Origin of the sequence: Nostoc sp. NMS2, from assembly GCF_017115105.1 — a bacterium.
Taxonomy (GTDB): Bacteria; Cyanobacteriota; Cyanobacteriia; order Cyanobacteriales; family Nostocaceae; genus Nostoc.
Window position 1 is genome coordinate 1 of sequence record NZ_JABXKH010000110.1, and the last position, 16,860, is coordinate 16,860.

General features: G+C 43.2%; 12 protein-coding genes. 8 read left to right on the plus strand and 4 right to left on the minus strand.

The genetic code is table 11. From position 1 onward, the window contains the following. Positions 1 to 510 precede the first annotated feature (510 nt). Positions 511 to 2,214, minus strand: coding sequence for an alpha/beta hydrolase (locus tag HWQ36_RS20070; protein WP_292705568.1), 1,704 nt, complete (start codon positions 2,212 to 2,214; stop codon positions 511 to 513). A gap of 194 nt (positions 2,215 to 2,408) precedes the next feature. Between HWQ36_RS20070 and HWQ36_RS20075 the strand changes: the two genes are divergently transcribed. The 5 genes from HWQ36_RS20075 (at position 2,409) to HWQ36_RS20095 (ending at position 8,711) form a co-directional block, all read left to right on the plus strand. Next, complete coding sequence (locus HWQ36_RS20075; protein WP_292705570.1) at positions 2,409 to 3,098, plus strand: Uma2 family endonuclease; 690 nt, start codon at positions 2,409 to 2,411, stop codon at positions 3,096 to 3,098. 238 nt (positions 3,099 to 3,336) lie between these two features. Further along, the gene (gene psbA, locus HWQ36_RS20080; protein ID WP_292705572.1) at positions 3,337 to 4,419 is read left to right on the plus strand and encodes a photosystem II q(b) protein; all 1,083 of its coding nucleotides are present in this window, start codon (positions 3,337 to 3,339) and stop codon (positions 4,417 to 4,419) included. A gap of 192 nt (positions 4,420 to 4,611) precedes the next feature. Further along, the gene (locus tag HWQ36_RS20085) at positions 4,612 to 5,205 is read left to right on the plus strand and encodes a COP23 domain-containing protein (RefSeq protein ID WP_366829343.1); all 594 of its coding nucleotides are present in this window, start codon (positions 4,612 to 4,614) and stop codon (positions 5,203 to 5,205) included. Between the two features lie 21 nt (positions 5,206 to 5,226). Beyond that, positions 5,227 to 6,054, plus strand: coding sequence for a serine protease (locus HWQ36_RS20090; protein WP_292705574.1), 828 nt, complete (start codon positions 5,227 to 5,229; stop codon positions 6,052 to 6,054). Continuing rightward, a complete protein-coding gene (locus tag HWQ36_RS20095; protein WP_292705576.1) occupies positions 6,051 to 8,711 on the plus strand; it encodes a serine protease in 2,661 nt (886 codons plus the stop codon). The genes HWQ36_RS20090 and HWQ36_RS20095 overlap by 4 nt, the downstream gene beginning before the upstream one ends. Before the next feature lie 203 nt (positions 8,712 to 8,914). Here the strand turns inward: HWQ36_RS20095 and HWQ36_RS34405 are convergent, their stop codons facing one another. Continuing rightward, positions 8,915 to 9,031: a hypothetical protein gene (locus HWQ36_RS34405; RefSeq protein ID WP_366829346.1), complete on the minus strand. Its 117-nt coding sequence runs from the start codon at positions 9,029 to 9,031 to the stop codon at positions 8,915 to 8,917. Positions 9,032 to 9,601: 570 nt separating this feature from the next. Continuing rightward, positions 9,602 to 11,023, minus strand: a complete 1,422-nt coding sequence (locus HWQ36_RS20100; RefSeq protein WP_292705577.1) for a serine/threonine-protein kinase — start codon at positions 11,021 to 11,023, stop codon at positions 9,602 to 9,604. Between the two features lie 309 nt (positions 11,024 to 11,332). Here HWQ36_RS20100 and HWQ36_RS20105 point away from each other — a divergent pair, with 309 nt between their 5' ends. Next, positions 11,333 to 12,724, plus strand: coding sequence for a malic enzyme-like NAD(P)-binding protein (locus tag HWQ36_RS20105; protein WP_292705578.1), 1,392 nt, complete (start codon positions 11,333 to 11,335; stop codon positions 12,722 to 12,724). Positions 12,725 to 12,994: 270 nt separating this feature from the next. Here the strand turns inward: HWQ36_RS20105 and HWQ36_RS20110 are convergent, their stop codons facing one another. Beyond that, complete coding sequence (locus HWQ36_RS20110) at positions 12,995 to 13,138, minus strand: hypothetical protein (protein WP_292705580.1); 144 nt, start codon at positions 13,136 to 13,138, stop codon at positions 12,995 to 12,997. A gap of 110 nt (positions 13,139 to 13,248) precedes the next feature. On the opposite strand from HWQ36_RS20110, the gene HWQ36_RS20115 reads away from it, so the two are divergent. Next, the gene (locus HWQ36_RS20115) at positions 13,249 to 15,534 is read left to right on the plus strand and encodes a PhoD-like phosphatase (protein ID WP_292705581.1); all 2,286 of its coding nucleotides are present in this window, start codon (positions 13,249 to 13,251) and stop codon (positions 15,532 to 15,534) included. Positions 15,535 to 15,733: 199 nt separating this feature from the next. After that, the gene (locus HWQ36_RS20120; RefSeq protein ID WP_292705583.1) at positions 15,734 to 16,207 is read left to right on the plus strand and encodes a hypothetical protein; all 474 of its coding nucleotides are present in this window, start codon (positions 15,734 to 15,736) and stop codon (positions 16,205 to 16,207) included. Positions 16,208 to 16,860 lie beyond the last annotated feature (653 nt).

The following is a 16,860-nucleotide window of genomic DNA, read 5'->3' on the forward strand; positions in this document are numbered from 1 at the left end:
TTAAGATGCACAGTCTAATTAATTATTGTACCTCACTGGACCGGGAAACGCTATAGGTTTGAGTTTATCAAAGAAATCCTTGAGACTTGCATTGTCTATAGCAAACTTCAATCATTGAACAATAAGATCCCCGACCAATACTGCTCGGTTAAGTGGAAAAAGCTTAAAATTCGTAGGTTGGGTTGAGGGACGAAACCCAACATTTCTGAGGCTTTGTTGGGTTTCACTTCATTCAACCCAACCTACAAATATTCTTAACCGAGTAGTATTGGATCCCCGACTTTTTAGAGAAGTCGGGGATCTGAACTGTAAGTCAAGATGATTTTTAATTGATGATTCTGACTAAAACCACACTCAGTGTATTTACGTAATTAGTAATTACGACCCCACGGTTCAATCAGGTTGCTCCAAGTAAGACAGGACTTACGCAAAAATGATGTGAAAGCCTTGATTTACCGTAGTGGCAATTCATAAATTGCCTCCTGAATATATTTTCCCAACTTCCTAGAACTAACGCGGGGTAGGGGTAGGTTGAGGATTTGATAGTTTGGCTGACTGGGGAATTGACCCACTCCAGATTTGATTAAATTGAGCTACCGATAACGACTGTAAAATACTGAGATTAAGCGGCTCTTTACTGATAAATGTGGCATAAGATGGCTGCAAATAGGAACGGTATTCAGGGCGGTTGAGGAGATGGGTTTCCATAAAAGCGACGCTGAGGGCGTTGAGATAGGAATAAACAGCAGCGCGATCGGGGCCTAGTAAGGCAGGTGGCACAGGTAAGACATCATTTTCAGGAGTAGGTTCTGCGATCGCTGAAAAGTGGGTGGCGTTTTCAATCAAAGCCAGGTACTTATTGGGATTAGAAAGCCAGGTGAAGGGGCGAATTTGCTCAAATACAGGTGGGGCGAAAATATCTTGGCTACCTGCTACCAGCATTACAGGCATTTTAATTTGACTGATTCCGCCCTCACCCAAAACTAAGCTGTCAATCGGATTAATCGCCATGATTGCCTTGATGCGATCGTCTTTGAGTTGATAATTTTTTGGGGGTAACTTACTTGCTTCACACTGCAACAAGAGCGATAAATTAAAGGATGAATAATTGGGATTACAATTTTGGCGCAGTTGCTCAAAGTTAATCTTTGCTCCTGCTAGAGTCAAAACAGTATAACCACCAAAAGACTGACCAATCGCCCCAACTTGCTGAAAATTGAGTTTTCTGTGGAGGCTGGGATCAGATTTTTCTAGACGCTGGAGTTCATCGAGGAGATACTTGATATCCAAAGGTCGGTTGATAAATTCCTCTGGTTCTGGTGAACTTGCCAAACCCGCAAAGTATTGCTGAAAGCGTTTGGCATTACTACCAGGGTGTTCTAGTACAGCAACAGCAAAACCATAAGATGCTAGATGTTCAGCCAGATAGACAAAGGTAGAGCGGTCTGAAGCAAGACCATGAGAAATTACAATCAGGGGAAAGGGAGGAGACTGAGAATCCCGATCTGTGGATTCTGAGTTTTGAGTTGTAGGTAAATAGATATCTATCGGTAGACGGCGTGAGCGAGAAATGTCATTTAACTCCAGGCTTTTTTTCTGCCAACGGAATTTTCCTGGCGATCGCAAATCTGGTTGTTTTGAAAAGTCAACGGTTGAATTGGCTGCTTGTGCGATCGCTTCTTTTTGAAGAGAAGCTACAACTTCATCCTTTTTCTTGAGCAACTGTGACAAGTCATCAACTATCCTTAACCCTTCTGTGAAATTCACCCGCACAGTATTGCTAGGAAATTTCCGCAGCAAATTCACCACCGTTAAACCCTCTCGATCGGCAGCAGCCAAAATCAAAGAGGCACGGATGGCATAGAAGCCGTTCTGTCGAGACTCAGTGAGGAGTAATTTTCCTAGTTGTTGCATTACCTCCTCGCCGATCGGTGAGTAAGTCACTTGAGATACTAAAGTAGGAGTGAGATTGAACCTTTGCTGGAGCAGATCCCGCAGTTGAGCGAGTTCTTGAGGAGTAGCACGGCTAGCATAAAATGAAAAATCTTGATCGATTTTGCCTTTTTTAGCAAAAGTTTCCAGCGAGTCCACCGACAAGGAGAATTCGCCGAAGGGAGGATAAAAAAAGCTAATGCGTTCGGCTGCCAATCCGGGAGTAGAAGTAAAAAAGGTAGATAGCAAACCTAAACCCAGGTATCTCAGAAATTTTTTCATTAGAAAACCCACTGTCTAACCCTGCCAAACAAGTTTGGACAGGATATATTCCCTAGAATTATCCAATTCTAGTATAGACAGTTACATTAATAAACTTCTTGTCTGCGTAGACGCACTCTTGGCAGCTTCTCGAAAACATAGCGCTCCACTATGTTAGATTCAAGCTAGAACTCCTGTGGATGAGGAATCAGGTAATGGCGGCTTCTGTAGAACATGGCTTAAATAATAGCGCTTCCATCCCTCCATTAGAAAGTGGCGATCGCTTAACCCGCCACGAATTCGAGCATCGTTATACAGCAATGCCCAATAAAAAAGCAGAATTAATCGAAGGAGTCGTCTACGTGGCATCACCACTGCGTTTTAGAAGTCATGGCCAACCTCATGGACAATTAATTACCTGGTTGGGAGTTTATCAAGTTTGCACTCCAGGGCTAGCGCTAGGTGACAATGCGACGGTGCGCTTAGATTTAGACAATGAACCACAACCTGATGTTTTGCTGTTGATAGATAAACCAGCCAGAGGACAGGCACAGATCGGTGAAGATGATTATGTAGAAGGCGCACCGGAATTAGTAGCAGAAGTGGCAGCGAGTAGTGCATCTATTGATTTATATGACAAAAAACGCGCCTACCGTCGCAATGGAGTGCAGGAATATATCGTCTGGCAGACTTTAGAGAATAAACTCGACTGGTTCTGTTTGCAAAATGGTGAATATTTGCCACTTGTAGCAGATGCAGATGGTTTGATTAAAAGTAGGATATTTCCAGGTTTGTGGTTAGCTGTCACCTCACTAATTACAGGGGATATGACGAAAGTTTTAGCAGTGCTGCAAGAAGGTTTAAATTCAAAAGAACACGCGGAGTTTGTTCAACATTTAGCTTAGTAAAGCTTAATACAAATATCTTGAAAAATATAAATCATTCATGTAAAACGTGATATATAAGCCGGTAAAAGTTTCCCCTTTTTCACATAATCTCCCTAGCATTTTTGGTGTGAGGTAATTCTAGAGAGTCCCGGCGATTAGGGAGAAGGTATTTGGCGAAAGTCTTTGAAAACACTATAAGTCTCAATTCCTCAGAATTGGGAAAGTTTGTTGTCAGCCATTTATAAACAACACAGTTATGTCCACAACTCTAGGAAGAAGCGAAAGCGGCAACCTGTGGGATCGTTTCTGTCAATGGATTACTAGCACCGACAATCGGCTTTATATCGGCTGGTTCGGCGTTTTAATGATTCCTACCCTATTGACCGCTACCATCTGTTTCATTATTGCCTTTATTGCTGCACCACCCGTCGATATTGACGGCATTCGGGAGCCAGTCTCCGGTTCTTTATTATCCGGTAACAACATCATCACTGGTGCTGTTATACCCACATCCAACGCCATTGGTTTGCACTTCTACCCAATTTGGGAAGCTGCTTCAATGGATGAATGGCTCTACAACGGCGGTCCTTATCAGCTCATTGTTTTGCACTTTCTAATTGGGATCTTCTGCTGGCTCGGTCGGCAATGGGAGTTAAGCTATCGTCTGGGGATGCGTCCCTGGATTTGCCTTGCTTACTCTGCTCCTGTCGCTGCTGCGACTTCGGTTTTCTTAATTTATCCAATTGGTCAAGGTAGCTTTTCTGATGGGATGCCTTTGGGCATTAGCGGCACATTTAATTTCATGTTGGTATTCCAAGCCGAGCATAATATCCTCATGCACCCATTCCATGAATTCGGTGTAGCTGCGGTATTTGGTGGTGCTTTTTTTGCAGCAATGCACGGTTCTTTGGTGTCTTCCTCTCTAGTCAGAGAGACAACTGAAGCTGAATCCATAAACTATGGGTACAAGTTTGGTCAAGAACAAGAAACCTATAGCATCGTCGCGGCTCACGGTTACTTTGGGCGGTTAATCTGGCAATATGCCAGCTTTAATAACTCGCGTTCCTTGCACTTTTTCTTGGCAGCTTGGCCTGTAGTTGGTATTTGGTTGACGGCGTTGGGTATCAGCACGATGGCGTTCAACCTCAACGGGTTCAACTTTAACCAATCAATTCTTGACTCCAAAGGTCATGTAATTAATACATGGGCAGATGTGCTAAACCGCGCCAATTTGGGTATAGAAGTAATGCACGAGCGCAATGCTCACAACTTCCCCCTAGATTTGGCGACTGGTGAGGCAGTACCTGTGGCTTTACAAGCGCCCGTAATTTATAGCTAATACTTAAGTTTTAGCGAAATCAAAACCGCTCTCTGGAAACAGGGAGGGGTTTTGAGTATGTCTAAACATGTACTTAAGAATTAGCGATCTTATATTTACTTAAATTTATGCTCTTTTGGTACTAGATATCCTCTATACTCAAAAATATTTTTAATTACGCCACATATCTTAAAAACTTCAAAAAGCGTGAAGATGACTATGAAACTCGGTTTCTTGGCTCATATAGTGAGTACCATTGCGATCGCACTTGGCTCTACTGCCACTCTAATTCAACCTGGCTATACGCAGGATAATAAGTTTTATTGTGGGATGAGTGGAGGTGTGCCAGCAACACTAGTTCGGACTTCCAGAGGAAACATTCCAGTAATTCGCTGGGTTGACGATTCTTTTCCCCCACCTTGGACTCCCCAACAGCGCTGTGAAGAAATATCTGCCAGATTCCAACGTTTCTACGGCAATGGGACTCTAAATTTCGTCAGGGCAGGAAAACTCAGCAATCAACCTGTACTGTGTGTTGCGAGTTACAAAGGTGGTTCTTGTCTGCCTGACGGAGTGCTAGTAACATTGAAAGCCGGTACTAATGCCCGGCTGACACTACAAAGGTTATTAGATCGTCAAGGTTCGGGTGGCGGCAGACCAATTAACCTTAGCGGTGGCAACAGTAAAGAATTGTTCTCCTACTACGAAGATGCAGCCTACTTGGATGTAGGCAAGTTCATCTCTCAGGTAGAAAGTTCGGGGGGAAGCGAATCCTGTCCAGCAGGAAAACCAGCTTGGGAATGTTGAGTAAATCGCAATCTGAACAACATGGATTGGCGCTTAATGATGCTGATTGCCTGTATTGGCAGTTTATCTATTTCACCGCTAGGCTCAAAACCAAATGTTAGGGCTTTAGATGCACAAAGTTCAACCCAACACTCAGCCAAGCAATTGCAACAACTAGCTGAGTTGATCGCTGTCAAAGTCCGATCAAAAGACTTTTTGGGATCGGGGATTCTGATTCACAGAAAAGGGTCGGTTTATCAGGTGCTTACCAATGCCCACGTACTCAGGTCGGGTAATCCACCTTATCAGATTCAAACTGCTGATGGCTTAATCTATGCGGCTGATTTGTCCAAGATGAGCAATCGCTCTATTCCTTCCTATTTTAAGGGTAACGATTTAGCTGTATTACAGTTTCGTAGCCCCAAAATTAGCTATACAGTTGCATCTCTCGGTCATGCATCAACTTTGAGTGTCGGAAATGAAGTTTTTGCTGCTGGATTTCCGTTTGACAGCCAAGGTATCCAAGATACGGGGTTTGTTTTCCGCAGAGGTCAAGTTTCTCTAGTGCTAGACAAAGCCTTGGAGGGCGGCTATCGGATTGGGTATACCAATGATATTGTCAAAGGGATGAGTGGAGGGCCACTGCTGAATCGTGCAGGTCAGGTTGTGGCTATTAACGGCAGGCACGCTGAACCTCTATGGGGTGAGCCATACCTATATCAAGATGGAACACAACTCGAACCACCCCTGCTCAAACAGATGAGCAAGTATAGCTGGGGGATTCCGATTGAAGAGTTTATACAGATGGGATCACCATCACTTACAAATAATTATTCTGATACAGATATTCAGGCAGAGGTGAGGCGATGAATTTTACTCGTAGTCTTTCGGCAATGCTTGTTGGTGCAGCTGTGGTATTGCTGAAACCTCAAGTTGCCTTATCTTTAACTCCGGTAGAGGTCAACAACATTGCTCAAACAGTTACCGTTCGCATTGATGGAGATGGTGTCGGTTCTGGAGTAATTTTTGAACGTAAAGGTGACACTTACTTCATCCTCACCAATCGACATGTAGTGTCCAAAGATGGAAGATATGAGATTCATACCCAAGATGGCGGTAAGTATCCGGTTTACTACAGCAAAGAATTGCCGGGATTAGATTTAGCGGTGTTGCAATTCAAAAGTAATAAAAGTTACCCGATCGCTAATTTAGGCAACTCTGACCAAATTAGAGAAGGAATGACTGTTTATGTGGTGGGTTGGGCCGACCGTTTACCAGGTATTGATGAACGCAGTTATCAATTTACTAATGGCAGCATTCGCAGTCGCCTGAAAAACCCAGATGAAGGCTATGCCTTGGTCTACAATAACGAGGCAGTTCCTGGCATGAGTGGCGGCCCAGTGTTAGACGAGAATGGACGTTTAGTAGGGATTAATGGGCGAGCTACACAACCAGAAGAGAAGACAGGTACTGTTTTAAGGTTGGGAATTCCGATTAATACCTTTTTGGCAGCTAGAAATAATGTCCAACCAGTAATCGCGAGTTCGCCAACTCCCGCACCAAAACCAGGTGTTAAACCTATAGCTACATCTGGACAATCAAATACTAGAGAAAAACCAGCGCCTAAACGACAACAAAGTGCTGAAGACTTCATCAGCTTGGGGGGGGCTAAAGCCGATAAAGGAGATTATAAAGGAGCGATCGCTCATTACAACCAAGCCCTACAAATTAATCCCAACAATCCTGATGCTTACTATCGACGGGGTGCAGCTTACAATGAACTCAAAGATTACCCAGCAGCTTTTAAAGACTTTGAGCAGGTAATTCGCCTGACTCCCAAAAATGCAATTGCTTATGCCTACCGAGGTTTTGTCCGCATGAACCTGAAAGACTATCAGGGTGCGCTTGCCGATGGTGAGAAAGCCATTAGCCTCAACGACGATCCCAAATCTCGGACTTCTGCCCTTGCCTACGCTGTCCTGGCTGCGGCTCATTTAAATTTAAATGACTATCAACGATCGCTTGCCGATGTAGACCAAGTAATACAGCGACTTCCGAACCAACCTGAAGGCTACAATCTACGGGGTCTGTTACGTGTGGTGCTGAAAGACTATAAACTAGCGATCGCCGATTATAACAAGGCACTGAGTTTTTTTGAGTTCTCCGGCATTGGGATTCGCTTCAATAACGAACAAAATCAGGGGCTAATAATCTTAGAGGTTAACGACGACTCTCCGGCCTCGAAAGTGGGAGTGAAAGTTGGCGACCGGATTGTGGCAATTGATGGTAAACCTACTCTCAAGATTAAAGACGAAGATGCCTCCAAACTGATTCGCGGTGAGAAGGGTACTACAATCACCTTGCGAATAAAACGCCAAGGTAGAAATGACTTTGACCTCAAGCTGAACCGGATATTAATTAGCGATCCCAAAGCTGCGGAAATTTATCAAAACCGTGCGGCTGCTCGTGTTGAATTGCCAGACAAACAAGGAGCGATCGCGGATTTGCAAAAAGCCGCAGATTTATATCAGAGGCAAGGAAAAACAGCAGAATCCCAAACTGTACTGAACGCTCTCGGAAAACTACAAAATACTTCATCAACTTCACAACCAGCTACCCCATCAAACCAAGCAGATCCCCAGACAATTATCGCCACTGCAAACGAGGCAATTGTCCGAAATCCTAAAGATGCCAATGCTTATGCTAGGAGGGCATCTGGGCGCTATCAGCAAGGGGACAAACAAAAAGCATTAGAGGATTTAAACCAAGCCACTCGCCTCAATCCCAAACATTCCCTAGCTTGGTTTTTTCGCGGTGGCGTGTTACAGGAATTGGGACGAAACGAAGAGGCGGTTACTGCCTATAGCAGGGCAATTGAAGCTAACAGTGAATGGGGTAAGGCCAGCATTGCTGATGTGTATTTCAGTCGAGCGAGTCTTTACTCTGATAGCGGAGACTATCGCCGAGCGATCGCCGATTACAACCAAGTACTTCGCCTGAATCCCAAAAATGCCTCAGCCTATGCCTTACGAGGTCTAACCTACCAGCGTCAGGGAGAAAGTAAGCCAGCACTCTCGGACTTTAACCAGGCAGCACGGATCGATCCGAATAATGCCATAGCTTATTTTGCACGGGGTTTGAGCTACCATGTCCAGGGAGACTATCAGGGGGCACTTGCTGCTTATGAAAAAGCAACAGCCCAGGATGCAAAATACTTTGCTGCTTTTAACAACCTTGCGTTCGTCAAATATGAACTGGGAGATGTGGAGGGGGCTATTTCTGAATGGCAGAAGTCTATTGCCATTAATAATCAATCGGCAGATCCACAATTAGGACTGGCAACAGCATTATATGTTAAAGGCGATCGCGAAAAAGCTCTAGAATTGGCACAAGCCGCTCTGCGCTTAGACAAAAGGTTTGCTGATTTAGACTTCCTCAAGAAAAATATTTGGGGCGATCGCATCTTAGCAGACGCACAAAAACTCCTACAGAATCCACAAATTCGAGCCTTACCATCTCGCCGTTAAAGAGTGCTTTCAAAGTGCTGAGTTAGGAGTTAGGAGTTATAAATCAATACGCTTGGGTTAGCGCCAAAAGCCTTAATCTGCGTAGGTTAGGTTGAGGAACGAAACCCAACAATTATACCAATCCTAAATCATTCGTGAAAAATTAGATCCCCCACTTCTCGAAGAAGTCGGGGATCTGGACATCGCGCATTTTCACAACTCATTTAGGATAGATTGTAAGGATTCATAATTTTAACTGGTGTCAGTTTAAAATCATCAACATTGCGGGTAACTAAAGTTAATTTATGATGATGTGCTGTTGCAGCAATCAGACTATCCATTACGGCTAATTTTTTACCTTTCAATTCTGCATTTGCAGAAAATTTTGCCCAATTAATCTAAAATATCATCGTTTATCGGTAAAATATGAGAATAAAATTCAATTTTTACTTTTTGCAGCCATATTTTTAGTTTTTGATATCGTTCAGGTTGTGAGTCTTGGATCTTATAAATCAATACGGTTCAGTTAAGAAAAATAGTAGGTTGGGTTGAGCAATAGCGAAACCCAACAAATGGTTAATAATGTTGGGTTTCGTTCCTCAACCCAACCTACACAACTACTGCATTTGCAGAAAATTTTGCCCAATTAATTTAAAATATCATCGTTTATCGGTAAAATATGAGAATAAAATTCAATTTTTACTTTTTGCAGCCATATTTTTAGTTTTTGATATCGTTCAGGTTGTGAGTCTTGGATCTTATAAATCAATACGGTTCAGTTAAGAAAAATAGTAGGTTGGGTTGAGCAATAGCGAAACCCAACAAATGGTTAATAATGTTGGGTTTCGTTCCTCAACCCAACCTACACAACTACACAACTTTTAGTTTTTACCCTTAACTGATTCAGCAAATTATTTAATTTCTAATGAATCAATCATTTGTTCAGCAATTTTCAATAAATCATCATATTGACTTTCTTCCGATGCATAAGTAATTATGTAGGCTTTATTGTTGCTTAAAGTCCAAACTGCTTTCCGTTTTACAGTATATTTATCTTCTTTACCCGAATAAACTACTTCGTGTGCTGGGCGATTTGCTAGTTGAGTTAAACGTGATTTATCAATTTTTGCATCCGCAAGAAATTGCGTTATTTCATTAACTCTTGAGCTAGTATATTCATCCAATGAAATAGGTTGTTTTAAATCTTCAATTTCTACAGTCAGGTTGCTTTGATAAGACTTGTCCACATTTGTTTTAGGTGACAAAAATCTAGCTACATCTGTTGTAGTTGTGTTATATTGTTCTATCTCTTTGATTGACCAAGTTTGAGGATATTTTATTTTAATTCCATAAGTAGAATTCTCGTAAATCAAGGAATTTGTGACAATTGATGGCTCTTGTGAGGTTGAGCTAGATATTTTTTGTAATTTGGGAATCACCAGCACTGCTATAGAAAAGGCGATCGCTAAGACTGTCAAAGCTAGGGCGATTTTTTGAGTTTTTGACCACTGTTTATTATTTATAGTTAAGTTTGTCAGTGCTTGTAAAGCTGTAGGTGCAGACTGGTAGCGTTGACCGAAATGGTATCTCACCATCCGATCTAAAATGTCTGCTAGTTGAGGACTGACTTGGACTTGGTTACGCCAAATAAATTCTAATGTTTTCGGGTCAACTGGTAGTTTGAGAGGGAAAATACCAGTAATTGCTTGAATTCCAATCATTCCCACAGCGTAAATATCGCTGCAAAGTTGTGGCTGTCCGTTATATTGTTCGCTAGGCATATAACCAGGAGTGCCAACGGCCACTGTTCTTCCCTGATTATTAGCCATCAAGGTGCTGATTTCTTTTACTGCCCCAAAGTCAATTAAAAAAAGTTTGCCATCAGCAGTACGTCTGATTAAATTGGCAGGTTTGATATCGCGGTGAATCACATTCTGCTGATGGACAAACTCTAATATTTTCAATATGTCCCGCAAAAAAGCAATTACTTTCTCTTGACTCCATTGTTCACCAGGTTTTAATTCTGTGCTGAGATCATCACCCTGTACATATTCTTGAACTAAATAAAATTCTTGATTTTCTTCAAAGTGAGCCAAAAGTCGCGGTATTTGCTCGTGGTTGCCTAACCTGTAGAGAACATCCGCTTCCGTATCGAATAAACGCATTGCTTGTTGCAAAGCCTGCGGGTTAGTAAATTGGGGCTTGAACCGCTTGACAACGCAATGAGGATTGCGAGGTAAATCCATATCTTCAGCCAGATAAGTCTCCCCAAACCCTCCCTGTCCCAATTTTCTGACGATTTTGTAGCGCCCTCGGAGCATTGTTCCTAGCATTAAATTCACCTAGGCTCTTGTCATGTATCATTCATCGAATGATTGATACTGATTTTCTCACAGAATTTAACATAAAGTCCAAAACTACAAGCTTTAGTCAGTTCAAGGGTGTATGATCAGGAACGAAAATAGGTTCTAGGTTCTGGGTTGGAGTTGTGAGAGATTATTTTCTCAAAATATCGTGTATTTTTGAATACATTTACTAAATTGTTACTCGTTATATATGAGTAAAATATTGATTTTAGATTTCCAGCAGGTTTTTACTAAGCAATTCAATATAAAATCTAAAACTTCAAATCCAAAATTAACATGGCAGACCTAACTCCTAATTCTAGTTTTAGTTTGACGCTGCGCTTGCAGATTCCCAATCGTGTAGGGATGTTAGCGTCAGTAACCCAGGCGATCGCAACTACTGGCGGCAATCTCGGTCAAATTGATTTAATCGAGCAAACCCGCAAAGAATCTACCCGCGATATTACCGTTGATGCTGCTAGTACCGAACATGCTGAAACCATTGTGCAAGCAGTGAAAGTATTGCCAGACATCAAGTTACTCAGTGTCTACGATCGCACCTTTAATTTGCATCGCGGTGGCAAAATCAGCATTACTAGCAGAATTCCCTTGAAGAGTGTATCCGATCTAGCAATGGCTTACACGCCTGGAGTCGGTCGAATTTGTACAGCGATCGCTCAAGATCCAGAGGAAGTTTACAAGTTAACCATTAAACAAAACACTGTTGCTATTGTTACCGATGGTAGTGCCGTTTTGGGTTTGGGAAATCTCGGCCCGGCGGCGGCTCTCCCCGTCATGGAAGGCAAAGCAATGCTATTCAAGGAATTTGCCGGACTAGATGCTTTTCCCATTTGTCTCGCCACCCAAGATACAGAAGAAATTATCCAGACAGTTAAGAATATCGCGCCAGTTTTTGGGGGTGTGAATTTAGAAGATATCGCTGCACCTCGCTGCTTTGAAATTGAAAAGAGATTGCGTGAAGAGTTAGATATCCCCGTTTTTCATGACGATCAGCACGGTACGGCCATTGTCACCTTGGCAGCATTATTTAACTCTCTAAAACTCGTACATAAGCCAATGGCAGAAATCCGCATCGTGATTAACGGTGCTGGAGCAGCGGGAGTAGCGATCGCTCGCTTACTCCGTAAAGCTGGGGCAGAAAAAATCTGGATGTGCGACTCTAAAGGGATTATCTCTACTAGTCGTACCGATTTGACAGAAGAAAAACTTGAATTTGCCGTGAAAGCTCAAGGGACGTTAGCGGGGGCGATGCAAGGGGCAGATGTATTTATTGGTGTCAGCGCACCGGGAGTTTTGACACCAGAAATGGTGCATTCAATGGCGAAAGATCCAATTGTGTTTGCAATGGCAAATCCCATTCCAGAAATTCAGCCAGAATTAATTAGTAAAGATGTTGCTGTTATTGCTACCGGTCGCAGTGATTACCCCAATCAAATCAATAACGTCCTAGCTTTTCCTGGGGTATTCCGTGGTGCTTTAGATTGTCGGGCAAAAACAATTACCACCACAATGTATCTAGAAGCTGCAAATGCGATCGCTTCTTTAGTCAAGCCTTCAGATTTGGATCGGGAACATATTATTCCTTCAGTCTTTGATGAGCGAGTCGTCAACGCTGTTGCTTCTGCTGTCCAACAAGCAGCGCGTCAAGAAGGTATTGCTCAGAATTAATTAGATTAATGACTCTTAGGGGATGGGTATCTTGCCCGTCCCACAGCACATCCATAACTATAGGAAAATTGTCAAAACTAGCAAACCATTTTGGGTACTCTCGATCATTTTATGATTTCGGTTGTACAGCTTGCCTAACAACTTCTTCGTCCAAACCTAACGCTTGGGCTATCTCAATACTATTCGGTTAAGGCAGGAGACGCGATGAATCGCCGTCTCTACAATAATTAGACGCGATGAATCGCGTCTTTGTGATGATTTATCGCGTCTTTACGATCTAGAATTTCCATCAAAAAACATTAACCGAACCGTATTGCGGGCTATCTGTTCAATAGTCAATCCTAACGCCCATAACTGAGGTATTGTTTCTAACTTGCCTTGTTCGTAGCGTCTCCAAGAGTTGGCATCGCTCACTATGGATATGTCAGATCGAGGACTGGCGAAATACTCGTCCCCATTTGGTGATTGGATTATATAAATGAAGCAATATCATCTAAAACACCACCATTTGTCAACTGTTTGCAATGAAGTACCAAGTTGGGGACGAGTTTTTACAACAACTGCCGCTAATTTTGGCGGGGCCAATCCTAAAACATACTGAACCAGAGTCAGTAACGGTATGGGTGGCTCTGAAACAGTCTTGTCAGGTAAAACTCAAGGTTTATGAAACAACAAATGATGGTGAAGCACTAGGAAATTGCTTATTGGAAGGAGAACGCTCTAGCTTTGCTTTGGGTAAGTATCTTCATGTAGTTGCAATAACGGCTCGATCGCTGGTTGGATATCGCCTAACTAGTCATTGCCTCTATGCTTACGACCTCCAGCTTACTGTTGCTGACCAAACCCAGCAAATGCAACAAGCATTATGCTCAAACTCTTCTCCTCCAGTCAGCATCAGCTACTTTGCTCATCAAAAACCAACCTTTGTTTTGCCGCCAAACCGTCTTCAAGATTTGCAAATTGCTCATGCTTCCTGCCGTAAACCTCATGGTCATGGATTTGATGCACTGCCAATTCTTGATAGTTTAATTGAGGCTTCAGCCAATCAACCCCAACATCGCCCTCACCAGCTATTCCTCACCGGAGATCAGATTTACGGAGATGATGTAGCAGATCCGTCATTGTGGGTTGCCACTACTCTTGGTGATGCCCTCTTGGGTTGGGAAGAACAACTTCCGGTGAATGGAGTGTACTACACTCCCCAGCAGCTACCCCCTGGAGAGCGGGCTGATGTGGCGACAAATGAAGCTGGGTTAACCGCAGGATTACATAATAAATCGGAGAAAGTTAACAGTCATCTTTTCAGCCTGGGTGAATATTATGCTACTTATTTACTAGCTTGGTCGCCAGTGTGCTGGCCGGACTCATTTCCTCAAGGACACCAAGTAACGCGCGATCGCCATGCTATCAAACACTGGAACCAAGCAGTCTGGCATTTGCGCCAATTCATTTATACCCTTGGGAAAGTGCGTCGCGCTCTTGCTAATATCCCCACGTACACCATCTTTGATGACCATGATGTCAGTGATGACTGGAACTTAAACCAAGCTTGGTGTTTGCGGGTGCTGGGTCGTCCCTTGGGGCGAAGAATAGTCCAAAATGCCTTGTTAGCCTACACGGTATTTCAAGGATGGGGCAATACACCAAGGCAATTTGCAGAAGGTCAATCCGGTGAAAAGCTGTTGGTGGCTGCACAAGCTTGGTCAGCTTCTCAAGGGAAGGATGCAAAGGCTGATGAAGCGATCGCTCGTTATGTCGGTATGCCTGCCAACGATCCCCTCACAAACTTACCTATTTTAGTCCGAGATGGTTCAGTATTCATTCTAGATCGAGATCCTGAAACACTGACTTGGCACTACATAGTTAGGAGCGATTGCCATGAAGTAATTGTGCTTGATACACGTACTTGGCGGGGTTATCCAGCCGATCAAAAACCAATTGCACCACCGATGCTGTTGTGTCCAAAAGCCGTTGAGCAACAACTAGTTTTACCTTTACAACAAATAGCTGAACAAACTCAGATTCAAAATACATTTGTAATTGCGCCTACTAATGTATTTGGACTACAAGTGATTGATTGGATTCATCATTGGCACTTACAACACGAGAAAGTTTTTTCAACCGATGTTGGAGATGCTTGGAACATTAATATGGAAGCACTGGCGAAATTCTTAACTACCTTGTTTGAAGAACGTCAACAAGTCGTCATTCTATCTGGAGATATCCACTACAGTTCTGTTGCTCACTTGTCTTATGCACGCACCCATTCCAAATTGCAATCTGTCTTGGTGCAGTTAACCGCTAGTGCATTGAAGAATGAAGAGATTTTGACGCGGGTGATTCATACACGATTGAAAGATTGGCTATTACCAGAAAAGGCACGACACTGGATCGGGTGGAGTAACCCACCCAATATGGTAGAAATTTCTGCGAAACAATTACACCATAATCGCCAGATGCTGATTAACTCTGACTGGTATTGTGTGCTGGAATGGATATCTCGAAACACTGTTCAGACTTCTACCTGCACAGCAGATATATTATCTTTGATAGCTCCCTGGAAACGAGCAGAAGATGCTAAATGGAAATGGTTACAAACTCTGATGTTTTGGAAATTTCGTTGGTTTCAGGACGGACGAGAAGTAGTTGGATTGAATAATTTAGGTCTGGTTCACTTTGAGTTTGCAGACGCGAGTAATTCTGACAAAGTTATTCAAGATTTGTACTGGTTTTCTTCTTGGTATCCAACCCAAGTTGTTTACAGCCGTTTTGAGAGCGAGTTAACGCCTAATCAGTCATTGCTGCGATAAGGGGCAGGGGGGCAGGGGGCATTGGGAATTGGGCATGAAGAAGAGACAAGGGAGACAAGGAAGAGGGGGAAGACTTGTTCAATAATTCCCCCTTGTCCCCTTGTCTCCCTGCCCCCTGCCCCCTTTCCTCTGTGAATGGAAATTTTGCTTGTATATGTGGGCACTCTAGATTTAAGAAACATACTGGAGAGTAATTCCTATGTCTACGACCCCAATTAGTGCAACGCTGGCATCAACACAGAGAGATGCTGTGTTCCAAGCGATCGCCACTATTAAAGAAAACTTACCATTTTTGGTTGATTTGAGCGCAGATGACCGAAAAGCTTTACCTAAGATGGGCGATAAGAGTCGGGCGTTTGTCAGTAAGGCATTAGAGGTGGCGACGCAGAACCCGGAGTTTTTGCCGCGATCGTTTGACTTGGAAGAGATGCGGAAGGATGTGCAGTTGTTTGAAGCGTTGTATCCACTATTGCTATCGTTGACACAATTGCAAGATTTGCTAGATGATACCTCCTTGGCTGTGGGCAGCGAAGCTTATGCAGCCGCGTTGCAAGTGTATAACTACGCTAAAGTCAGTGGTCAGGGGACAGGTTTAGATACGATGGTTGAAGAAATGGGGCAACGGTTTTCCCGTAAAAATCGGAAAGTCAAGTCTCAACAGGTAGCGCCGTAGAAAATAATTCATCAATTGCACTGTTGAAGTGCAAGTTTAACGCTCAAAGCTTGAACGTTCGAGCAAAAAGGTCGGAGTTCCGAGTTCAAAGGCTCAACGTTCGAGCAAAAAGGTCGGAGTTCCGAGTTCAGAAGCTCAACGTTCGAGCAAAAAGGTCGAAGTTCCGAGTTCAAAGGCTCAACGTTCGAGCAAAAAGGTCGGAGTTCCGAGTTCAGAAGCTCAACGTTCGAGCAAAAAGGTCGAAGTTCCGAGTTCAAAGGCTCAACGTTCGAGCAAAAAGGTCGGAGTTCCGAGTTCAGATGCAAGAGGATAAGCTATAGCGCTTCTCGAATGGAAGCAATACACTTTGACCTCTCTCCAAACCTCTCTCCTAAAAGGAGAGAGGCTTTGAATTTTACTCCCCTTCCCTTGTAGGGAAGGGGCTGGGGGTTAGGTCTGTATTGCACTCAACTGAGAAGCGCTGTATATGCTGTCCTCCTTGTTGAAAGTGAAAATTCTAGGTTAGTTTTTTTCAAGCAGCGATCGCCTTTCAACCCTGGTCATCTAAACCCAGATATGGAAGAAGCACGTAAAAATAATAGAATGAGAAAACAAAATTTTCAATCGGAACATCCGCCGATATATATCTCCGTCAGATGGTTCCGAAAACCTGT